Annotated in this window: 19 protein-coding genes; 7 read left to right on the top strand and 12 right to left on the bottom strand. The window is 68.7% G+C overall.

Annotation, left to right across the window (positions count from 1 at the left end):
- Positions 1-4: 4 nt before the first annotated feature.
- The 3 genes from ntrC to dusB are packed head-to-tail and all read right to left on the bottom strand — an operon-like array spanning position 5 to position 3641.
- Positions 5-1444 (bottom strand): nitrogen regulation protein NR(I), encoded by a 1440-nt coding sequence (ntrC, locus tag ACO057_RS19340; protein ID WP_421994498.1) that lies wholly within the window; start codon positions 1442-1444, stop codon positions 5-7.
- Complete coding sequence (locus ACO057_RS19335) at positions 1441-2601, bottom strand: two-component system sensor histidine kinase NtrB (protein WP_421994496.1); 1161 nt, start codon at positions 2599-2601, stop codon at positions 1441-1443. Before ACO057_RS19335 ends, ntrC begins: the two co-directional genes overlap by 4 nt.
- Entirely contained in the window at positions 2601-3641 is a 1041-nt protein-coding gene (gene dusB / locus ACO057_RS19330) for a tRNA dihydrouridine synthase DusB (protein ID WP_421994494.1), read from the bottom strand. The genes ACO057_RS19335 and dusB overlap by 1 nt, the downstream gene beginning before the upstream one ends.
- Before the next feature lie 113 nt (positions 3642-3754).
- Here dusB and ACO057_RS19325 point away from each other — a divergent pair, with 113 nt between their 5' ends.
- Positions 3755-4897, top strand: coding sequence for a bifunctional 2-C-methyl-D-erythritol 4-phosphate cytidylyltransferase/2-C-methyl-D-erythritol 2,4-cyclodiphosphate synthase (locus tag ACO057_RS19325; protein ID WP_421994492.1), 1143 nt, complete (start codon positions 3755-3757; stop codon positions 4895-4897).
- Positions 4898-4916: 19 nt separating this feature from the next.
- Here ACO057_RS19325 and ACO057_RS19320 read toward each other — a convergent pair whose 3' ends face one another.
- Both ACO057_RS19320 and ACO057_RS19315 read right to left on the bottom strand, forming a co-directional pair.
- Positions 4917-5429 carry a DUF2271 domain-containing protein gene (locus tag ACO057_RS19320; RefSeq protein ID WP_421994490.1) on the bottom strand — a complete coding sequence of 171 codons (513 nt, stop codon included), beginning with the start codon at positions 5427-5429 and terminating at the stop codon, positions 4917-4919.
- A 74-nt stretch (positions 5430-5503) separates the two neighbouring features.
- Positions 5504-6052, bottom strand: a complete 549-nt coding sequence (locus ACO057_RS19315; RefSeq protein WP_421994489.1) for an EF-hand domain-containing protein — start codon at positions 6050-6052, stop codon at positions 5504-5506.
- 293 nt (positions 6053-6345) lie between these two features.
- Between ACO057_RS19315 and ACO057_RS19310 the strand changes: the two genes are divergently transcribed.
- From ACO057_RS19310 to ACO057_RS19295, 4 genes are all read left to right on the top strand, one after another.
- Positions 6346-8265 (top strand): TonB-dependent receptor domain-containing protein, encoded by a 1920-nt coding sequence (locus ACO057_RS19310; protein ID WP_421994487.1) that lies wholly within the window; start codon positions 6346-6348, stop codon positions 8263-8265.
- A 2-nt stretch (positions 8266-8267) separates the two neighbouring features.
- Positions 8268-9035 carry a hypothetical protein gene (locus tag ACO057_RS19305; RefSeq protein ID WP_421994485.1) on the top strand — a complete coding sequence of 256 codons (768 nt, stop codon included), beginning with the start codon at positions 8268-8270 and terminating at the stop codon, positions 9033-9035.
- Positions 9036-9243: 208 nt separating this feature from the next.
- The gene (locus ACO057_RS19300) at positions 9244-10422 is read left to right on the top strand and encodes an acetyl-CoA acetyltransferase (protein ID WP_421994483.1); all 1179 of its coding nucleotides are present in this window, start codon (positions 9244-9246) and stop codon (positions 10420-10422) included.
- 25 nt (positions 10423-10447) lie between these two features.
- Positions 10448-11329, top strand: a complete 882-nt coding sequence (locus ACO057_RS19295) for a neutral zinc metallopeptidase (protein WP_421994481.1) — start codon at positions 10448-10450, stop codon at positions 11327-11329.
- 99 nt (positions 11330-11428) lie between these two features.
- Here ACO057_RS19295 and ACO057_RS19290 read toward each other — a convergent pair whose 3' ends face one another.
- The 7 genes from ACO057_RS19290 to ACO057_RS19260 form a co-directional block, all read right to left on the bottom strand.
- Complete coding sequence (locus tag ACO057_RS19290) at positions 11429-12400, bottom strand: Bug family tripartite tricarboxylate transporter substrate binding protein (protein ID WP_421994479.1); 972 nt, start codon at positions 12398-12400, stop codon at positions 11429-11431.
- Between the two features lie 72 nt (positions 12401-12472).
- The gene (locus tag ACO057_RS19285; RefSeq protein WP_421994477.1) at positions 12473-13489 is read right to left on the bottom strand and encodes an ABC transporter ATP-binding protein; all 1017 of its coding nucleotides are present in this window, start codon (positions 13487-13489) and stop codon (positions 12473-12475) included.
- Complete coding sequence (locus ACO057_RS19280; protein WP_421994475.1) at positions 13486-14457, bottom strand: ABC transporter ATP-binding protein; 972 nt, start codon at positions 14455-14457, stop codon at positions 13486-13488. Before ACO057_RS19280 ends, ACO057_RS19285 begins: the two co-directional genes overlap by 4 nt.
- A 1-nt stretch (position 14458) precedes the next feature.
- The gene (locus tag ACO057_RS19275; protein ID WP_421994473.1) at positions 14459-15361 is read right to left on the bottom strand and encodes an ABC transporter permease; all 903 of its coding nucleotides are present in this window, start codon (positions 15359-15361) and stop codon (positions 14459-14461) included.
- Positions 15361-16341: an ABC transporter permease gene (locus ACO057_RS19270; RefSeq protein ID WP_421994471.1), complete on the bottom strand. Its 981-nt coding sequence runs from the start codon at positions 16339-16341 to the stop codon at positions 15361-15363. Before ACO057_RS19270 ends, ACO057_RS19275 begins: the two co-directional genes overlap by 1 nt.
- Before the next feature lie 28 nt (positions 16342-16369).
- Complete coding sequence (locus ACO057_RS19265) at positions 16370-17956, bottom strand: ABC transporter substrate-binding protein (protein ID WP_421994469.1); 1587 nt, start codon at positions 17954-17956, stop codon at positions 16370-16372.
- A 41-nt stretch (positions 17957-17997) separates the two neighbouring features.
- The gene (locus ACO057_RS19260) at positions 17998-19077 is read right to left on the bottom strand and encodes an AI-2E family transporter (protein WP_421994467.1); all 1080 of its coding nucleotides are present in this window, start codon (positions 19075-19077) and stop codon (positions 17998-18000) included.
- A 24-nt stretch (positions 19078-19101) separates the two neighbouring features.
- On the opposite strand from ACO057_RS19260, the gene ACO057_RS19255 reads away from it, so the two are divergent.
- On the top strand, positions 19102-19776 hold the full coding sequence (locus ACO057_RS19255; RefSeq protein ID WP_421994465.1) for a DsbA family oxidoreductase: 675 nt from the start codon (positions 19102-19104) through the stop codon (positions 19774-19776).
- A 159-nt stretch (positions 19777-19935) separates the two neighbouring features.
- A complete protein-coding gene (locus ACO057_RS19250) occupies positions 19936-20532 on the top strand; it encodes an acyloxyacyl hydrolase (RefSeq protein ID WP_421994463.1) in 597 nt (198 codons plus the stop codon).
- Positions 20533-20546 lie beyond the last annotated feature (14 nt).

Genomic DNA, 20546 nt, shown 5'->3' with positions numbered 1-20546 from the left:
CGCCTCATGAAAGCCCGCGCACGACCGGCAGCTCCAGGTCGCGCAGCTTCTTGCGCAGCGTGTTGCGATTCAGCCCGAGCAGCGCCGCCGCCTTGATCTGGTTGCCGCGCGTGGCGCTGAGCGCGAGGCGCAGCAGCGGGCGCTCCACCTCGGAGATCACGCGCTCGTGCAGATCGCGGATCGGCATGCCCTCCTTGTGGGCGGCCATGAAGAGCTTGAGGTGGCGTTCGACCGCCTGCTCCAGCGTCTCGCTGCTGCGCGCCGCGCCATCGGCCGGGGCCTCGGCTTCCGCGAGCTCGGAGGCGACCGCCTCCTCGCCGATGATCTCCTGCGGGTAGAGGGCCGCGAGGCGGCGCATCAGGTTTTCCAGCTCGCGCGCATTGCCGGGCCAGGCGTGGCGCTTGAGGCGCTCCAGCGCCTCGGGGCTCAGCGACTTCAGCGGCAGGCCCGCCGAACGCGCCCGGTCGAGGAAATGGCGAGCCAGCAGGGGAATATCCTCGGTCCGCTCGCGCAGCGGCGGCAGGCGGATCGGCACCACGTTCAGGCGGTAGAAGAGGTCCTCGCGGAACAGGCCCGCGCGGATGGAGGCGCGCAGGTCGCGATGGGTCGCGGCCACGATGCGCACATTGGCCTTCACCGGCGCACGGCCGCCGACGGTGGTGAACTCGCCCTCCTGCAGCACGCGCAGCAGCCGGGTCTGGGCCTCGGCCGGCATGTCGCCGATCTCGTCGAGGAAGAGCGTGCCGCCGGCCGCCTGCTCGAAGCGGCCCACGCCGCGGGTCAGCGCGCCGGTGAAGGCGCCGCGCTCATGGCCGAAGAGCTCGCTCTCGATGAGCTCGCGTGGGATGGCCGCCATGTTGATGGCGACGAAGGGGCCGGTGCGGCGCTTGCCGTAGTCGTGCAGCGCGCGGGCGATCAGCTCCTTGCCCGTACCGCTCTCGCCCGTGACCATGACGGTGAGGTCCGCCGTCGTGAGGCGGGCAACGGTACGATAGATGTCCTGCATGGCGGCACTGCGGCCGATGAGCGGCAGGCGCTCGCCCTCCGTCTCCTCCTCGGGCGCCTGGGCGCTGGCGGGATGCGCCAAGGCACGCTCCACCACGCTCAGCAGCTCCTTCAGGTCGAAGGGCTTGGGCAGGTATTCGAAGGCGCCGCGCTGGGCGGCCTTCACCGCGGTCGTGAAGGTGGACTGCGCGCTCATCACCACCACCCGCAGGTCCGGCCGGATGCGCTTGATACGGGGCAGCAGGTCGAGCCCGTTCTCGTCGGGCATGACGACGTCGGTCACCACCAGATCGCCCTCGCCATCCTCCACCCAGCGCCAGAGCGTGGAGGCGGAAGAGGTCGCGCGGACGTTGTAGCCCGCCCGCGTCAGGGCCTGGGAGAGGACGGTTCGGATCGCGCGGTCGTCATCGGCGATCAGGACGGTGCGTGATTCGGTCATTCGTCACTCTCATGGCCCGGCTCGCCTGGCGGCGGCGCCGGGAGGGACAGTCGGAAGGTGGTGCGGCCGGGGCGGCTGTCGCATTCGATCAGCCCGCCGTGATTGGCGACGAGCTTGGCGACCAAGGCGAGGCCGAGCCCCTGCCCGCCCCGCTTGGTGGTCACGAAAGGCTCGAAGAGCGTGCTGCGCAGCGGCTCGGGGATGCCGGCCCCGTTGTCGCGCACCATCACCTGCAGCGGCAGGTGGACGCGCTCATTGCTGCCGGGCACCGCGATGCGAACGCCATGGTGATAGGCGGTGATGAGATGGATCTCACCCGGCCCTCCGCTGGCCGCGCCGGTGGAGACCGCCTCGGCCGCGTTCTTCACGAGGTTCAGCAGGATCTGCACGAGCTGGTCGCGATCGCCCCAGACGGCGGGGAGCGAAGGATCGTACTCCTCGCTGATGCGCAGATGCGCGGCAAAGCCCGTCTGCGCCACGCGGCGCACATGATCCAGCACGGAATGGATGTTCACCGCCCGGCGCTCGATCGGCCGGTCGGAGAACATCTCCATCCGGTCCACCAGATTGCGGATGCGGTCTGTCTCCTCCTGGATGAGGGTGCAGAGCTCGCGGTCGCCCTCGGAGGCGCCCTGCTCCAGCAGCTGCGCCGCGCCGCGAATGCCCGAGAGCGGGTTCTTCACCTCATGGGCCAGCATCGCGGCCATGGCGGTGGCGCCGCGCGCGGCGCCCAGGAAATGCATCTGCCGGTCGAGCATGGCCGCCGTCGAGCCGTCCTGCAGGGTCAGCACCACGCCGCCCGGCATGTCGGGCATGGGCGCGCCATAGGCCGAGACGCCGTGGCGGTGCAGGCGCGGGCTTTCCAGCGTGAGGTCGTGATCGGCGACAGGGCTTTCCTGCACGCGCACCTGGCGCAGCAAGGCGAAGAGCCGGCTGTCGGGCGGCAGCATCTCGCCGAGCGGCATGTTCTGCAGCGTCTGGCTGGAATGCTGGAAGAAGATCTCGGCGGCGGGATTGGCGAAGCGGAAGCGATCCTCCGCGTCGAGCACGATGGCCGGCATGGGCAGGGCCGAGAGGATGGCCGCCGATTCCGGCATCGCGATTTGCCGCGGCCGCCGCGCGAGGGCCGCGACCTTGCCGATGACCCCCGTGGGCATCACGCAGCTTCCTGGAAGGGCTCGCTCGCCGAGGTCACGCCGCTTTCGATCAACCCGCCATAGTAGCGGCGCATCAGCTCCTCGGCCTCCTCGGGCGTCTCCACCCGGTTCACGACCGCGCGATACTCGGCGCTTCCCGGCAGGCCGCGCGAATACCAGGCGATGTGCTTGCGGGCCATGCGCACGCCATAGCCGTTGGTATGGTGCTCCAGCATCGCGTGATAGTGGCGCAGCAGGATGGCCAGCTGCTCCTCGATGGTCGGATCGGGGATGCGGATGCCCTCGTTCAGGAAGGCCGCGACCTGGCGGGGGAACCAGGGCCGGCCGTAGCAGCCCCGGCCGATCATCACGCCATCGGCATTGGCGCGGGTGAGCGCACTGGCCGCGTCGTCCACCGTGAGGATGTCGCCATTGGCGATGACGGGGATGTCCACCGCGGCCTTCACCGAGGCGATGAAGTCCCAGTCCGCCACGCCGGTGTAGAGCTGCTGGCGGGTGCGGCCGTGGATGGTGACCAGCTTGATCCCGCATTCCTGCGCGATCCGCGCCAGCTTGGGCGCGTTGAGGTTGGTGTGGTCCCAGCCCATCCGCATCTTGAGCGTGACGGGCACGTTCACGGCCTTCACCGTGGCCTCCAGGATCGCCGCCGCGCGCAGCTCGTCGCGCATCAGGGCCGAGCCGGCGCTCTGGCCGAGCGCCACCTTCTTCACCGGGCAGCCGAAATTGATGTCCACGATGGCCGCGCCGCGATCCACCACCAGCTTCGCCGCCTCGGCCATGACCGAGGGCTCGCAACCGGCCAGCTGCACCGAGGAGGGCGCGCCGAAGCCGTCGGTCTCGGCCATCTTCAGGCTCTGCCAGTTCTCGCGGACCATGGCGGCCGAGGCGATCATCTCGCTGACCACCAGCCCGGTGCCCTCGGCGCGGGCAAGCCGCCGGAAGGGCAGGTCGGTCACGCCGGACATGGGGGCCAGGATCACCGGCGTTTCGATCGTCACGTCGCGCGAGAGCGAGATCGGGCGGAGACGGGTGCTCATCATTTGTGCAGGTCTACGCAAAATGTCGCCTCACGTCCACGTCGCCCGTGGCGGCGGCATGCATTTCACCGCCCGGCTTCCGCAACCGGGGCGATCTGGCCTATGCGATGGGCGCAATGATCGCAGCACTCCTCATGGCCGCCGGGCGCGGCGAGCGCTTCGGCGCCCCCGAACCCAAGCAATATACGCTCCTCCTGGGCCGCCCCGTCCTGCGCGTGGCCGCCGAGGCGCTGCTGGCCGGCGGGCAGGTCCAGCTGCTCCAGCCGGTCTGCGCGGCCGGCGAGGAGGCGCGCATCGCGGGAATGCTGGAGGGCCTGCCCCATTTGCCCCCCGTGACCGGCGGGGCGACCCGCCAGGCCAGCGTGAAAGCCGGCCTTGCCGCCCTCGTATCCCACGGGCCCGAGGTGGTGCTCGTGCATGACGCCGCCCGCCCGATCATCCCGGCGGGCACCGTCGAGGCCCTGCTGGCCGCGCTGGAGACGAGCCCGGGCGCCATCCCCGCCCAGCCCGTCTCGGACACGCTCAAGCGCGGCGCCGAGAGCCGGATCGGCGAGACGGTGCCCCGCGCCGGCCTCTTCCGCGCCCAGACGCCCCAGGCCTTCCGCTTCGCCCCGCTCCGCGCCGCCCATGAGGCCGCGACGGCCGAGGCCACCGACGACGCCCAGCTCCTCGAATGGCAGGGGGCGGCGGTGGCGCTGGTTCCCGGCCATGAGAGCAACGTGAAAATCACCTTCCCAGAGGATCTCGCCCGCGTGGAAGCCTCCCTCCTGCCCCGCCTCCTGCCGCGCGTCGGCACCGGTTTCGACGTGCATCGCCTGGTGCCGGACCGCCCCCTCGCCCTCTGCGGCATCACCGTGCCGCATGACCTCGGGCTGGACGGGCATTCGGATGCGGATGTCGGCATCCATGCGCTCTGCGACGCCATCTACGGCGCGCTGGCCGAGGGCGATATCGGCCGCCACTTCCCGCCCTCCCAGATGAAGTGGAAGGACGCCGACAGCGCGCAGTTCCTCATCCACGCCGCCGGGCGGATCGCCGCGCGGGGGGGCATGCTGGTGAATGCCGACGTCACCCTGATCTGCGAGCAGCCCAAGATCGGCCCGCATGCCCCGGCCATGATCGCGCGGCTGGCGGAGCTGCTCGGCGTCGAGGAGAAGCGCATCGGCGTGAAGGCCACCACCTCCGAGCGGCTGGGCTTCACCGGCCGCGGCGAGGGCATCGCCGCCCAGGCCGCCGTCAGCCTGCTGATCCCGGACTGACCGCCCCCTCGCCGGCCGCTCAGGGCCGGCTGCTGACGGCCACGACGCCCAGCTCCGAAGAGCCCGAGGCGCTGGTGGCCGGGCCGGTGGGCGGCCATTGCAACGGCACGCGAACCATCTCGCGTCCCCCGGCTTCGCGCGCGACCTCGACGACGAGGCTGTACTCGCCAGGCGGAAGCGCGGCCAGGCGCGGATTCGCGGCGTCGATCACCAGCTGATGGCGGCCCGGGGCGCGCGTGGCGCCGCTGACGCCGTCGGCCGGAAGGGTCATCGCGTTCCCGGTGCGCCGCCACCATTGCCGCAGATCCTTGAGCCAGCGCTGGCCATGCTCGTTGCGCATGCGCGTGTCGTACCAGACCGACAGGCTGGCGACCGGCTCCTGCCGGCGGTTCTCCAGCCACGCCGCCAGATAGGGCCGGTGATATTCGGCAACGCTCAGCTGAGGCAGTTCGATGCTGACGCGCAACTCCGCGCCGGCGGCGGGCGCGACCGTCAGGCCGACAACGGCCAAGGCGGGAAGAAGGGAACGCATGAGGTCATCCTCGTCGGGGGGTGACGGGCCGCCGCGCCATCGCGGCGGCCCCGCTGCTGGTCAGGGCCCGCTGGTCAGGGATGGACGCCGGGCAGCGCGTCCCAGTCCGCCGCCGTCACGACGCCGTCGCGATTGAGGTCGGCGCGGTCAAAGGTGCGCTGCGCCACGGCGTCGTATTCCTCCCGGCTGATCGAGAGATTCCGGTCACGGTCGATCGACTCGAAGCGAGGGCTCGCCTGCACGATCGCCCGGAGGAAGGCGTCGTCGATCTCGCGCTCGCCATACTGCAGGCGCAGCCGGCCCGCGTATTCGGCGACGTACTCGACCTCCGACAGGCTGCCGTCCTTGTTGGCGTCCGTCCGGCGGAAGGTCTCGGCCCGAATCGGGTCGTACTCCGCCCGCGTCACCTGCCCGTCGCGGTTGGTGTCGTATTGCTGAAGGAAGGTGTCCCGGAAGCGACGGCGCGTGGCCGCGACGGCCTCCGGGCTGGGCGCCGGCTGCCCATCGGCCGGGCGGGCCGCCGGCGTGGCCGGCGCGGGGGTCTGGGCCCCAGCCGCGAAAGGACCGAACGCCGCGGCGGCGGCGATGGTGAGGCCAGCGGCAAGAATAAATCGTTTCGTCATCCAAATTACCTTTCAGGAAGCTGTTCGGGACCATAGCGGCAGAATCTCGATATGCAAATGAGACTCACTCGCATTGCAAATAAGAATCATTATCACTAATGAGCACATCGGGTTGGGCAGAGCGAATGCCCATGAACATGAAAACGCAAAGGATTCCGATTGTGCGGCGAAGCCACATCAGCGCTCTCAGATACGCATTCGTAACAACTGCGCTCTATGCCGTGGGCAATCTGGGGGCAGCAGCCCAACAGCCGCCGATCGATCCGGGAAGCCTTCAGTTACCTCAGGTCCATGTGCATGGTGACGCCGGGGACGAGGCCTTCGAGACGCCCGCGGCGGTCAGCACCGTCCAGCCCGACCGGCTGCTGCCGGGCGCCGACACGAACCGGCTGCTCGACACGGTGCCGGGCGCCACCGCCGCCGGCTTCGCCTCGCAGCCCGGCATTGCGGTGAACATGCGCGGCATGGAAGGCTTTGGCCGCGTCAACATGATGGTGGAGGGCATCCGCCAGAATTTCCGCAATGCGGGGCATGAGGGCGGCTCCTTCGCCTATGTCGACCCGAATTTCCTGGCCGGCATCGACGTCGAGCGCGGCGCCGTCACCGGCCGCGGCGGCATGGGCGCCCTGGTCGGCGCGGTGAACTTCCGCCTTCTCGACGTCGAGGACATCCTGCGCCCCGGCCAGAACATCGGCGGCCGCGCGACGGGCATGACCGGCTCGAACGGCTACCAGTGGAACACCAGCCTCGTCACCGCCGCACGCCTGGGCAACGGCGTCAGTGTGCTCGGCGGCTTCAGCGGCCGGGAGAACTCCCGCTTCAAGAATGGCGACGGCGTGACCGTGCCCAATACCGAGCAGTCGCTGCGCTCGGGCATCGCGCGAATCAACTGGCAGCCCAACGAGGAGCACCGCATCTCCCTGCTGGCAAATGTCTACGAGAACCGTTTCACCTCGAACTTCTACGACCAGAACATCCAGTCGAACCTCGTGCGGCTGGGCTACCGCTACCAGCCGACCGGCAACCCGCTGGTCGACCTCGACGCGGCCGTGGCGTGGAACCAGATCCGGATGAACAACTACCTGACGGAGGCGGGCAATTTCTCGGCCACCGCCTCGGGGCGCCGCATCGTCAACGACTCCTACCAGGGCCACATCTCCAACACGTCGCGCTTCGCGCTCGGCAGCGTGGGGGTGAACTGGGAGTACGGTCTCCAATACGCGACGGACGACGCCAAGAGCCGCAAGGGCGGGGTGAACGGCGACGGCTCGCTGGACCTGTTCGGCGCCTATTCGCGCGCCACCTTCAGCCGCGGCATCTTCAGCTTCACCCAGGGCCTGCGCTACGACCACTATTCGCTGAACGGCTCGGGCTTCGCCAACCCGGCCCTCGGTCCGGTCCCGGTGACCGGCGCCTACACCACCAATTCCGGCGAGGGCCGCGTGAGCCCGCGCTTCACCCTGGCGGTGCAGGCGCTGAGCTGGCTGCAGCCCTATGTCAGCTACGGCTGGACCTTCCGTCCGCCGACCATCGCCGAGACCATGTATTCCGGCCCGCACACCGCCGGTGGCGCCTCGACCCTCTACCCGAACCCCTTCCTGCGTCCCGAAACGTCGCAAGGCTGGGAGGTCGGCACGAACGTCCTGCGGCGCAACCTTCTCACCGAGGGCGACCGGCTGCGCTTCAAGGTCGCCTATTTCGACAACGACGTCGAAGACCTCATCAACCTCGTCAACATCCGGGGCACCGTCGGGCGGACGGCCTATTCCTACTCTTTCTACAACAACGTGCCCGGCACCAGCCGCCTGCGCGGCGTCGAGCTCGAGGGCGGCTACGACATGGGCGTCGCCTACATCAACCTGAACTACACCAACACCAACATCAGCTACGCCAACGGCGCCGATCGCAGCTTCCTGCCGCGCAACAATCTGCTGGTGGATGCCGGCGTGCGGCTGATGGACCGCCGCCTGACGCTGGGCGGGCGGGTCCGCTCGGTCGGCAGCACCCAGAGCGCCACGACGACCGGCACGACCTCGCCCATCCCGGGCTACACGACGGTGGACCTCTACGCCTCCTACCGCCCGATCGACCGGCTCACGCTGTTCGTGAATGCGACGAACATCGGCAACACCGTCTACACCGTGCCGGCGGCCGAGACGATCGGCGGCGGTCGCGGCGCGACCGTCATCGGCGGCGCCACCCTCACCTTCTGAGCGTGACGCAGATGATCCCCGCCCCACTCTTCGGCGTCATCGAGCGGCTTCAGGGCGACCTGCCCTGGGGTTCGCTCCTCGACGCCGGGACAGGGATGAAATCCGCCCTCTGGGCGGGCGGCCTCCGGACGGAGCGATGGACGGCGGTCACCGCCGATCCCGGCCATCTCGCCGAGACCCGGGCCGGCCTTCGGGAGCCGCTCCGCCCGCAGGACCGGCTGGTCGCGGGCAACTGGACCGACCCGGCCCTGCTGGCCGGCGAAGTCCATGACACCGTGCTCGCGGAATACCTTCTCGGCGCGGTGGAGGGCTTTTCCCCGTACTTCCAGGAGCGGCTCTTCGCGCGGCTGCGGCCGCTCGTCGGGCGGCGGCTCTATGTCGTCGGGCTGGATCCCTATGTCTCGGGATCCGCCGAGGGCGAAGCCGGTCGCCTCGTCCAGGCGATCGGGCGCTTCCGCGACGGCTGCGCGCTGCTGGCCGGCGAGACGCCCTATCGCGAATTTCCGGCGGAATGGGCGCTGGAGCGGCTGGAGCAGGCCGGCATGCGCATCCTCTTCGCCCAGCGCTTCCCCAACCACTACACGATGGAATGGGTGGAGATGCAGCTCGCCACCAGCCAGGCGCTCATGGAGCGGATCGCCGACCGCGGGCTGGCGCGGGCGCTCTCGGCCCAGGCCGGGAAACTGCGCAGGAAGGCCTCGGCCATGATCGGCCGGCTCGGCTGCCTCGCCTATGGGGCGGATTACGTCGTGGCGGCGGAGCCCGGGTGAAAAAAAGCGGCCGTCCTCCGGGAAAGGGCGGCCGCCAGGTCATGAATTTGGAAGGAGAGTTCGGTCCCACTCAATCATTTGAACCAGCTTCCAATTACTGGCTGCCCCCCCTCGATCAAAGTCTGTTTTCGTCACCCGCCGCGTCAGTTAATTGGTCCCCCGGCCGGTTCTCCCTTAGTCTCGGGTTGAATCGAGGGAGCCCGAAAAAATGTCCGCACAGCATGACGCCGCCATCATCGGATGGGCCCATAGCCGCTTCGGCAAGCTGGAGGAGGCGCCGGACGCCGAGGCGCTGATCGGCCTCGTCGCGCGCCAGGCCATCGCCGATGCCGGGCTGGAGCCCCATGAGATCGATGCCGTCTTCCTCGGCACCTTCAATGGCGGCTTCCAGCAGCAGGACTTCCCCGCCTCCCTGGTTTTCCAGGCCGTGCCCGAGCTGCGCTTCAAGCCCGCCACCCGCTTCGAGAACGCCTGCGCCACCGGCAGCGCCGCCATCCACGGCGCACTCGACTTCCTGGGGGCGAAGCGCGGCAAGGCCACGCTGGTGGTGGGCGTGGAGAAGATGACCTCCACCCCCGGCCCGCGCGTGGGCGAGATCCTGCTCTCCGCCTCCTATCTCAAGACCGAGGCCGGCATCGAGGCGGGCTTCGCCGGCGTCTTCGGCCGCATCGCCGAGGCCTATTTCCAGCGGCATGGCGACGCCTCGGACGCGCTGGCCGCCATCGCCGCCAAGAACCACCGCAACGGCGTCGACAACCCCTATGCCCAGATGCGCAAGGACCTCGGCTACGACTTCTGCCGCAACGAGAGCGAGAAGAACCCCTATGTCGCGCGCCCGCTCAAGCGGACGGATTGCAGCCTGGTCTCGGACGGCGCGGCCGCCATCGTGATCGCCGAGGGCGACGTGGCGTCCAACGCCCGCCGCGCCGTGCGCTTCCGCGCGACCGCCCAGGTGAACGACTTCCTGCCCATCGCCCGGCGCGACATCATCCGCTTCGAGGGCGCGAAGGAGGCCTGGGCACGGGCGCTCGACACCGCCGGGATGAGCCTGCTGGACCTCTCCTTCGCCGAGGTCCATGACTGCTTCACCATCGCCGAGCTGATCGAATACGAGGCCATGGGCCTCACCCCCGAGGGCCAGGGCAGCCGCGCCGCGCTGGAGGGCTGGACCGCCCGCGACGGCCGACTGCCCGTCAACCGTTCCGGCGGATTGAAGTCCAAGGGGCATCCGATCGGCGCCACTGGCGTTTCCATGCACGCCCTCGCCGCCATGCAGCTCACCGGCGAGGCGGGCGATATGCAGCTTCCCAAGGCCGACCGGGCCGGCGTGTTCAACATGGGGGGAGCGGCCGTCGCGAATTATGTGAGCATCCTCGAACGCGCCTGACGCGCAAAGGGCCCTTGAAGTGCGGATGGACAACGAGCGCGAAAGCGCGAACCTCGAGGACCGCCGCGGCGGTGGCGGCGGCGGCGGCGGCGGATTCCAGATCGGCCGGGCCGGCGGGATCGGCGGTTTCGGGCTGGTCGCGGTCATCGTCATCTCGCTGCTCTTCGGCGTCGACCCCAGCGTCATCCTGAGCGGGCTGGAGGGCGGCGGCGCGCCCAGCTCCGGCTACCAGCAGCAGACCCAGGAGGCGCGCGGCCCCGCCCCGCCGCAGGACGACCCTTCGGCGCGCTTCGTCAGCCGCGTGCTGGCGAGCACCGAGGATGTCTGGACCGCCGAATTCGCCAGGGCCGGGCGGCAATACCAGGCCCCGCGGCTCGTGCTCTTCTCGGGCGCGGTGCAATCGGGCTGCGGGGCGGCGCAATCGGCGATGGGGCCGTTCTACTGCCCTAACGACCAGCGCGTTTACCTCGATCTCTCCTTCTTCCGCGAGATGTCCCAGCGCCTCGGCGCGCCGGGCGATTTCGCCCAGGCCTATGTCGTGGCGCATGAGGTCGGCCATCACGTGCAGAACCTGCTCGGCATCCTCAGCCGCAACCAGCAGGCGCAGCAGGCGTCGAGCCAGCGCGACGCCAATGCCATCTCGGTGCGGACCGAGCTGATGGCCGATTGCCTGGCCGGATTCTGGGCGCGGCGGGCGAATGAGATGCGCAACATCCTCGAGCAGGGCGATATCGAGGAAGGCATGGGCGCGGCGGCCGCCGTGGGCGACGATCGCCTTCAGTCGCGCGGCGGACGCGGACAGGTGGTGCCCGAGAGCTTCACCCATGGCAGCAGCGCGCAGCGGGTGCAGTCGTTCAAGACGGGCATGGCCGCGCAGGACCCAGGGGCCTGCGTCAACCGGCGCTGAGATGCGAGGAGGGAGCTCCCGCCCCCTCCTCGCCTGCCAGCCTGTCGTTTTCCGAGCATCTTCACCCGATCGAGCCAAGCAGCTCGATCGGGAGCTGCTCTAATCGGCGTTGGCCCCGGTCAGGCGCACCAGCTCCTCCATGAGCACCACGTCCTGGCGCTGCAATTCGGCCATGGCCGCCGCATCCCCGCCGGCCGGGATATAGCCAAGCTGCTCCAGCCGCTCCTTCGTGCGGGGCGTGCGGACCGCCTCGGCGATAGCGGCGGACATGCGCTGGACGATCGGCTGCGGTAGGTTGGCCGGGCCGAAGATGCCGATCCAGCTGCTGAAGTTGTAGCCGGGCACCGTCTCGGCGATCGTGGGGAGGTCCGGCAGGCTCGCCACCCGTTCCGAACGCGTGATGCCGAGCGGGCGCACCTGCGAGGAGCGCACGAAGGGCAGCACCTCCACCGCGGGCGCGAAGAGGACGTCGATCCGTCCGGCGATCAGGTCGGCCATGGCCGGCGCGCCGCCGCGATAGGGCACGTGGGTGAACTGCACCCCCGCCCGCTGCTCGAAGAGCGCGCCCGCGAAATGCTGCGTGCTGCCGGGGCCGCTGGTGCCCATGTTCAGCTTGCCGGGATTGGCCTTCGCATGGGCGATGAACTCGGTGACGTTGCGCGCGGGAACCGAGGGATGCACCGCCAGTATGGCGCCGCCGAGCACCACCAGCGAGACGGGCGTGAAGTCCCGCACCACGTGGAAGCCCATGTTGCGATACAGGAACTGATTGGTGGCATGGGTGCCGACCGAAGCGACCACGAAGGTGTAGCCGTCGGGCGCGCTGCGCGCGACGAATTCGGAGCCGATATTGCCCGCCGCGCCCACGCGATTCTCGATGACGACGGGCTGTTCCAGCAGGCCTGAGATGGCTTCGGCGACGACACGGCCGGAGGTGTCGGTGCTGCCGCCGGGCGCGAAGCCCACGACGAAGCGGATCGGGCGATCGGGCTTCCAGGGCGTCTGGGCCTGGGCAAGCGCGGGCAGGAAGGGCGTGGCGGCGAGGCCTCGCGCGAAGGCGCGACGGTTCATGATTCATTTCCTCCGGACCGGGTTTAATTGTCCCGGCATGCGAGGATCATAATAGCTTTCTGGCTAAGGTGCCTATGCCCCCGCCAGGACCAGGGCGGCGTGGTCCCGCCCTTCCTCGACGGCATGACACGCCACAAGGGCGTCCTGGGCCGGCTTCATCACCGGCACTTCCGTCCGGCAGCGCTGATTGGCCAGCGGGCAGCGCGGATGGAAGGTGCAACCCGGCGGCGGGGAGATCGGGCTCGGCACCTCGCCCCCCACAGGAATGCGCTGACGCCCGGTCATCTCCAGGTCCGGGATCGCCTCCATGAGGGCGCGCGTATAGGGATGGCGCGGCCGTTCGAAGAGGGATTCCGCCGGCGAGAGCTCGACCAGCTTGCCCAGATACATCACGCCGATGCGGTCGCTGACCTGGCGCACCACGGCGAGGTTGTGGCTGATGAACAGGAAGGTCAGCCCCAGGCGCTGCTGCAGTTCCTTCATGAGATTCAGGATCTGCGCCTGCACCGAGACGTCCAGCGCCGAGGTGGGCTCGTCGCAGACCAGGAACTCCGGGTTGGAGCTGAGCGCGCGCGCGATCGAGATGCGCTGGCGCTGCCCGCCCGAGAATTCATGCGGATACTTCTGGCCGTCCAGCGGCGAGAGACCGACCTGCGTCAGCAGTTCGCCGACGCGGGCGAGAATGGCCTTCTTGTCCTTCAGCAGGCCGAAGGCGCGGATCGGCTCGGCCACGATGTCCACCACGCGCCAGCGCGGGTTCAGCGAGGCGTAGGGATCCTGAAAGATCATCTGCATGCGGCTGCGCTGCGTGGAATCCGCACGCGCCTTCGACAGGTCCTGCCCGTCGAAGAGCACCGTGCCGTAGCTCGGCCCATAAAGCCCGACGACGAGGCGCGCGACGGTGGATTTCCCGCAGCCGGACTCACCCACGAGGCTGAGGGTGGTTCCCGTCGGGATGGCGAAGGAAATGCCGTCCACCGCCCGCAGGGTGCGCTTGCCCTCGCGGGCGATGAGGCGCTGGAGCAGCGGCTTGGACACGTCGAAATGCCGCGCGACGTTCTGCACTTCCAGCATCGGCGCGGCGCTCATGCCGAGGCCCCTTCGGCATAGAGCCAGCATGCGGCGCGGGTGGTGCCCGCATCCATCAGCTCGGGCCGCTCGACCAGACAACGGTCGAAGACTTTCGGGCAGCGCGGATTGAAGGCGCAGCCGCGCGGAATGGCCGAGAGCCGAGGCATGGCGCCGTCGATCTGCTGGAGCCGTTCCACCCGCCGGTCGAGCGGCGGGATGGAGCCCATCAGCCCCTGCGAATAGGGATGGCGCGCATGGCGCACCAGCTGACGCACCGGGCCGATCTCGCTGATGCGGCCGGCATACATCACGGCCACGCGGTCGGCCGTCTCGGCGATGACGCCCATGTCGTGCGTGACGAGCATCATGGCGGTGCCCTTCTCCCGGGCGAGCGTCTTCAGCATGGCGATGACCTGCGCCTGGATGGAAACGTCGAGCGCGGTCGTCGGCTCGTCGGCGACGATCAGCTTGGGCTCGGCGCACAGCGCCAGCGCGATGACCACGCGCTGGCGCATGCCGCCCGAGAATTCATGCGGATAGCTGTCGATGCGCTCGCGCGCGGCGGGGATGCCGACGAGCTCCAGCCAGCCGATCGCCTTCTCGCGCGCCTCGCCGGGGCCGACGGGCAGGTGCGTGGTGATCGTCTCCACCAGCTGCCGGCCGATGGTGTAGAGCGGGTTCAGCGTGGTCAGCGGGTCCTGGAAGATCGCGCCGATCTGGCGGCCGCGGATGCGGCGCATCTTCTCATAGGGCAGGTTGTCGATGCGCTGGCCCTCGAGCAGGACCTGGCCGGAGGCGATGCGCCCCGGCGGCTCCAGCAGTCCGATGATGGCGGCGCCGGTCATGGATTTGCCTGCCCCGCTCTCGCCCACCACGCCGAGCACCTCGCCCGGCGCGATCTCGAAGGACACGTCGTCCAGCGCGACCAGCGTGCCGCGGCGCGTGGGGAACTCCACGCGCAGATTCTTCACTTGCAGCAGGGACATGTCAGCGCAGCTTCGGGTTGAGGGCGTCGCGCAACCAGTCGCCCAGCAGGTTGACGGAGAGCACCATCACGATCAGCGCGATGCCGGGGAACATCGCGATCCACCACTCGCCGCTGAACAGGAAGTCGTTGCCGATGCGGATGAGCGTGCCCAGCGAGGGCTGCGTCGGCGGCACACCGACGCCAAGGAAGGAGAGCGTCGCCTCCGAGAGGATCGCGAAACTCAGGTTCAGCGTGGCGATGACCAGCACCGGCGACATGACGTTGGGCAGCACGTGGCTGCGCATGATGCGCAGCGGCGAGAGCCCGATCACGCGGGCCGCCTGCACATATTCCTTGTTGCGCTCGACCAGCGTCGAGCCGCGCACGGTGCGGGCGAATTGCGGCCAGTTGGAAATGCCGATGGCGAAGATCACGACGAAGAGCGCGATCTGGTCATGCACCTCGCGCGGCACGGCGGCGCGGACCACGCCGTCCACCAGCAGCGCGACGAGGATGGAGGGAAAGGTCAGCTGGATATCGGCGATGCGCATCAGCAGCGAATCCACCTTGCCGCCCATATAGCCCGCCACCAGCCCGACCGTGACGCCGACCAGCGTCGAGAAGATGACCGCGCAGAAGCCCACCATCAGCGAGACGCGCGCGCCGTACATGATGGCCGAGAGCATGTCGCGGCCCTGGTCGTCCGTGCCGAGCAGATAGACCGGATCGCCTTCCGCCTCCCAGGACGGCGGCTTGAAGGCGTCCATCAGCTGGAGCGAGGCCAGGTCGAAGGGATTGTGCGGCGCGATGAAGGAGGCGAAGAGCGCGCCCACCACGCAGACCAGCGCCACGATGGCCGAGATGACCGTGACCGGCGAGCTCCTGAAGCTCCACCAGATGTCGGAATCGAAGAAGGCCTTCATCAGTGGCCACCCCCGCGACCGACGCGTAGTCGGGGGTCCACCGCGTAATAGAGCAGGTCCACGATCAGGTTGATGGTGACGAAGACCATCGCGATCAGCATCAGATAGGCCGCCATGACGGGGATATCGGCCGAACCCACGCTCTGGATGAAGAGCAGCCCCATCCCCGGCCACTGGAACACCGTCTCCGTGACGATGGCGAAGGCGATGATGGAGCCGAGCTGCAGGCCGGCGATCGTGATCACCGGCACCAGCGTGTTCTTCAGCGCATGTCCGAAATAGATGGACCGGTTGGGCAGGCCGCGGGCGCGGGCGAACTTGATGTAGTCGGTGCGCAGCACCTCCATCATCTCGCTGCGCACGAGGCGCATGATGAGCGTCAGCTGCAACAGCCCCAGCGTGATCGCCGGCAGGATCATCGCCTTGAGGCCCGAGAGGGTCAGGAAGCCCGTGGTCCACCAGCCGATCCGCACCACGTCGCCCCGCCCGAAGCTCGGCAGCCAGCCGAGCCAGACGCTGAAGACGAGGATGAGCAGGATGCCGATGAGGAAGGTCGGGAGCGAGACGCCGACCAGGCTGAAGGTCAGCAGGAAGCGGCTTAGCCAGGAATGGCGGAAGAGGCCGGTATAGATGCCCATCGGCACGCCGACGCAGAGCGAGATGAAGGCGGCGCAGAGCGCCAGCTCCAGCGTCGCCGGCGCGCGCTCGGCGATCAGCTCCGCGACGGGGCGCGAGAGGCGGTAGGACAGGCCGAACTGCCCCTGGGCCGCGTTCCAGATGAACTTGGCGAATTGCACGAAGAAGGGTTCGTCCAGGCCGAGGTCGTGCACGAGGGCGGCCCGCTGCGCCTCGGTGAAGTCCTGCCCCAGCATGATCGACACGGGATCACCGACATAGGCGAACATGGCGAAGGAGATGAGCGAAACGACGAACATCACCGGCAAAGCCTGAAGGATGCGCGAGACGACGAAGGAGAACATCAGGCAGGATTCCGGCTGGAAGTTTTCTTCAATTCATGGTCGCCCATCGAAAATACGGCTGGTTGTTCGCCATGTGCGGGATGTCGAGCGTGGCACGCATCGCCCAGGGAATCATCTGGTGGTGCAGCGGAATATTCGGCACGTCCTCGCGGTAGAGACGCAGCGCCTCACGGATCGTGGCCGCGCGGGTGTCGCCGGTCTCGACCTTCATGCGCTGGATCAGGGCGTCCATCGCCGGGTTGGAATAGCGGCCGTAATTCCAGATACCGTCGCCCTGCGCGCCGTTGCGCGTCGCGATCAGCGACTGGAAGGAATAGAGCGCATCCAGCGTCGGCACGCCCCAGCCGAGCAGATAGATGCTCGTGTCGTCGCGCTGGATCTTCGCGAAGAAGGGGCCGAGCGGCAGCGAGTTGATCCGCGTCCGCACGCCGGCCCGCGCCCACATGGCCGCGACCGCCTGGCAGATCTGCTCATCGTTGATGTAGCGGTTGTTCGGGCAGTCGAGCGTGATTTCGAAGCCATTGGGATAGCCGGCCTCGGCGAGCAAGGCGCGGGCGCGCGCCGCATCGAAGGGCAGGCGCACATCCTCCTCGCGCACCCAGCCGTTCACCTGCTCGGGGAAAAGCGTGCCGGTGGGAACGCTCTGGCCGCGCATGGTCGTGCGGTGGATCGCGTCGATGTCGATCGCCTGATAGAGCGCCTGGCGCACCCGCAGATCCCGGAAGGGATTGCGCCCCGTCACGTTGGAATAGAGTAGCTCGTCGCGCGCCGTATCCATGGCGAGGAAGATGGTCCGGACCTCCGGCCCTTCCTGCACCCGCAGCGCCGGCTGGGCGCGCAGCCGCTGGAGGTCCTGCAGCGGCGGATCCAGCACGAAGTCCACCTCATTGGACAGCAAAGCGGCGATGCGCGTCGCGTCCGAGGCGATCGGCCGGAAGACGATCTCCGTCACGTTGCCGCCATTGGCCGGCAGCTGCCATCCCCACCAGTCGGTGTTGCGCACCAGAACCGTGCGCACATCGGGCTCGCGCGACTGGAGGCGATAGGCGCCGGTGCCGTTGGCGTTGCGGGTGGTATGCATCTCCTCGCGCTGGCGGGTGTTCTGCGGGCGCGGGGCGTTGTTCCGCTCGCTCCAGCCGCGCGACATCATCATCACGCTGGCGAGCTTGTTGGGCAGGATCGGGTCCGGCGCCTTGGTGACGATGTCGACCGTCAGCGCGTCGACGGCGACGGCGCGCTCGATCGTGTCGACGAAGATGCCGAAATTGCTCGTCGGCGCCAAAGCGCGGGTGATGCTGAAGACGACGTCGTCGCTGGTGAAAGCCTCGCCCTCGTGGAAGCGCACGCCCGGCCGCAGCGTGAAGCGCCAGCGATGGGGCTCCTCCTGCCGCCAGGCGGTGGCGAGGCCGGGCTCAAGCCCCAGCTGGCGGTTGCGCTGGATGAGGCTGTCGTAGATCTGCTGAAGCACCATCGTGACGGTGCCGACATTCTGGCTGTGCGGATCCATGGTGTTGGGATCGCCGCTGGCAGCCCAGCGGACCGTTCGCGCCTGCCCATTCGCCATCCAGATGGACGAGAGTGCCACGGCCAGGGCCGTGATTCGAAGCATTCGCATCTAAGCCGTCCCCCGCCGGAATGTTATCCGGTCGACTTCCGCTATAGGGGCTGGCGCGGCTCCGTGGAAGTCTCATCGCGCTGACCCGTCGACCATTCCTTGATGAGCGAATAGCCGAGCGCCAGCAGCACGGGCCCCAGGAACAATCCCAGGAAACCAAAGGCGAAGACGCCGCCCAGCGCGCCGAGGATCGTCAGCAGCAAAGGCAGGTCCGCGCCGCGCGCGATCAGCCAGGGGCGGATGAAGTTGTCGACCGACGAGATCCCCGCCGCGCCATAGACCAGCATGAAGATGCCCCAGCCGATGCTGCCCGAGGCCAGCAGCCAGATCGCCGCCGGCAACCAGACCAAAGGCGCGCCCACGGGCAGGATGGAGATGACGCCCGCGATCACGCCCAGCAGCACCGGCTGCGGCACGCCGGAAATCCACAGGCCGATGAAGGTCATGAAGCCCTGCACCACGGCCGTTCCGAGCAGCCCGTAGACCACGCCGCGCGTCACGTTTCCCGTGAGATCCCACAGCGGCTGCGCCCGCGGGCCCGCGACCTGCTCCAGCAGGGAATAGGCGTGCTTCGCCAGCGCCTCGCCGTCGCGATAGATGAAGAAGGCGAGCAGGATGGCGATCAGCATCTCCGCGATGCCGGAAAGCAGGGCCAGGAGCAGGCCAAGCAGGGTCTGGGCGATGGTCCCGGCATAGGGGCGGAACACCGCGACGATGCTGAAGGTGTCGCCGGCCACGGCCTGCCACCAGGTGCTCAGACGCTCGCCCACCAGGGGAATGGAGAGGAAGACGCCGGAGAGATCGGGCAGTCCTTCGGAGAAGACGCGCTCGATCCAGTTGCGGATGCCATCGATGTCCTCGCGGCTCACCGGCGTCGCGAAGACCAGCGGCAGGCCGATCACCAGGAACTCGACGGAGACCATGATCACCGCGGCCGTGTTGGGGCCGAGCTTCAGCCGGTCGGTCAGCATCCGATAGGCCGGCCAGGTGCAGAAGACCAGAATGACGGCCCAGAGCAGCGATGAAATGAACGGCTTCAGTACCAGGAAGCAACCCGCCGCCAGGGCCGCCGCCCCCACCAGTGCCACGAGCCGTGCCAGTTGTTGCTTGCCGCTTTCCATCAGAACCCTTTGCCCGGAACCGGCTTGCGCTACAATGCAGATGTGAACGTCCTCGCTCCTCCCCGGCCCAGACTGTCCATCGAGGTCGTCTTCGACCTGGTCTGCCCCTGGTGCTACCTCGGCATCCGGCGGCTGATGCGCGTCCTGGCCGGGCGGCACGACATCCAGCCGGACATTCAGTGGCGCCCGTTCCTGCTAAACCCCGAGATCGCGCCGGGGGGCATCCCCCGTCAGGACTGGCTGACCCGGAAATTCGGCGGCGAGGACCGTGCGCGGCGCCTGCACGGCACCATCGCCGAGCTCGGCCTCGCCGAGGGCATCCACTTCCGATTCGACCTCGTCCGCCGCATCCCCGCCAGCCTGGACGCCCACCGGCTGCTGCGCTGGGCCGCGCGGCAGGACAATGCGGACCTGCTGGTGGAGCGGATCTTCTCCGCCTATTTCTGCGAGGGCCTGGATATCGGCCAGCACGCCACCCTGGCCATGCTGGCGGGCGAGCAGGGCTTCGATGCCGCCGCCGCCCAGCGCTTCCTCGCCGGGCCGGGCGAGATGGAATGGGTGCATCTGGAAAACCTGCGGGCGCACCGGCTGGGGATCAACGGAGTGCCTTGCTTCCTGGTGGAGGGCGAGCACGCCATCGCCGGCGCCCAGGAGCCCGAGGTACTGGAACGGCTCATCGAGGTCGCGCTGGCCTTCTGACTTTGTCAGTCTTTTTAGAAGAATTTATTGCGCGACCCATATAATTTTCCCTGCCAGACTGACGTCGCTTCCCAAATCCCGATCTTTGGTCGCAACACGTCATTTCCCGGGGTGCTCGCAGTGATTTCTTTTCATCGCGCCTTCCGACTGGCTTTCGTCGTGCCCTTGCTGGCCGCCTTGCCGCTCGCCGCCCAGGCGCAGGACGCCCTCCCGCGCATGCATGCCGGCGAGACCGCCGCGACCTGGCTCAGCGAGTTGCGCGGCGGCCTGACCTGGCACGATCCTGCCTGGCTGGCCGGCGGGCGCGAGAGCGGCCTCGACATCAATGGGGAACTGCTCTTCGTGACGCCCCTCCCCCGCGCCTGGGCCGAGAGCCTCTCGCCGAGCTGGCGCTGGTTGGCCACGCCCCGTCCGCATCTCGGCTTCACCGCCAATACCTCGGGCAATACCAGCTCGGGCTATTTCGGCGCGACCTGGAGCGTGCCTCTCGCCCACGATGTCTTCCGGCGCGGCGACGCCATCCGCCTGGATCTCTTCGGCGGCGGCGCCGTGCATGACGGGCTGCGCAACACGCATCTGACCGACCGCAAGGCGCTGGGGAGCAGCCTGCTGTTCCGCGGCGGCGGCGAGATCGGCTACCAGTTCACGCCGCGCCACTCGGTCGCGCTCTTCATCGACCACATGTCCAATGGCGGGCTGTCGCGGAGCAATGAGGGGCTGAACACGGTCGGCCTGCGATTCGGCCTGGGGTTCTGAGCGGCGCATCGCCG

Origin of the sequence: Roseococcus sp., assembly GCF_965227005.1 — a bacterium.
GTDB lineage: Bacteria > Pseudomonadota > Alphaproteobacteria > Acetobacterales > Acetobacteraceae > Roseococcus.
Note: the sequence above shows the minus strand (reverse complement) of the source record. Positions and strands in the feature narration are given on the sequence as shown.

Coding starts and splice junctions, on each gene's coding strand:
- ACO057_RS19295 (WP_421994481.1), top strand. CDS start 10,448: ATGGACAACGAGCGCGAAAGCGCGAACCTCGAGGACCGCCGCGGCGGT.
- ACO057_RS19265 (WP_421994469.1), bottom strand. CDS start 17,956: ATGCGAATGCTTCGAATCACGGCCCTGGCCGTGGCACTCTCGTCCATC.
- ACO057_RS19325 (WP_421994492.1), top strand. CDS start 3,755: ATGATCGCAGCACTCCTCATGGCCGCCGGGCGCGGCGAGCGCTTCGGC.
- ACO057_RS19275 (WP_421994473.1), bottom strand. CDS start 15,361: ATGAAGGCCTTCTTCGATTCCGACATCTGGTGGAGCTTCAGGAGCTCG.
- ACO057_RS19270 (WP_421994471.1), bottom strand. CDS start 16,341: ATGTTCTCCTTCGTCGTCTCGCGCATCCTTCAGGCTTTGCCGGTGATG.
- ACO057_RS19315 (WP_421994489.1), bottom strand. CDS start 6,052: ATGACGAAACGATTTATTCTTGCCGCTGGCCTCACCATCGCCGCCGCC.
- ntrC (WP_421994498.1), bottom strand. CDS start 1,444: ATGACCGAATCACGCACCGTCCTGATCGCCGATGACGACCGCGCGATC.
- ACO057_RS19260 (WP_421994467.1), bottom strand. CDS start 19,077: ATGGAAAGCGGCAAGCAACAACTGGCACGGCTCGTGGCACTGGTGGGG.
- ACO057_RS19335 (WP_421994496.1), bottom strand. CDS start 2,601: ATGCCCACGGGGGTCATCGGCAAGGTCGCGGCCCTCGCGCGGCGGCCG.
- dusB (WP_421994494.1), bottom strand. CDS start 3,641: ATGATGAGCACCCGTCTCCGCCCGATCTCGCTCTCGCGCGACGTGACG.
- ACO057_RS19290 (WP_421994479.1), bottom strand. CDS start 12,400: ATGAACCGTCGCGCCTTCGCGCGAGGCCTCGCCGCCACGCCCTTCCTG.
- ACO057_RS19320 (WP_421994490.1), bottom strand. CDS start 5,429: ATGCGTTCCCTTCTTCCCGCCTTGGCCGTTGTCGGCCTGACGGTCGCG.
- ACO057_RS19285 (WP_421994477.1), bottom strand. CDS start 13,489: ATGAGCGCCGCGCCGATGCTGGAAGTGCAGAACGTCGCGCGGCATTTC.
- ACO057_RS19300 (WP_421994483.1), top strand. CDS start 9,244: ATGTCCGCACAGCATGACGCCGCCATCATCGGATGGGCCCATAGCCGC.
- ACO057_RS19280 (WP_421994475.1), bottom strand. CDS start 14,457: ATGTCCCTGCTGCAAGTGAAGAATCTGCGCGTGGAGTTCCCCACGCGC.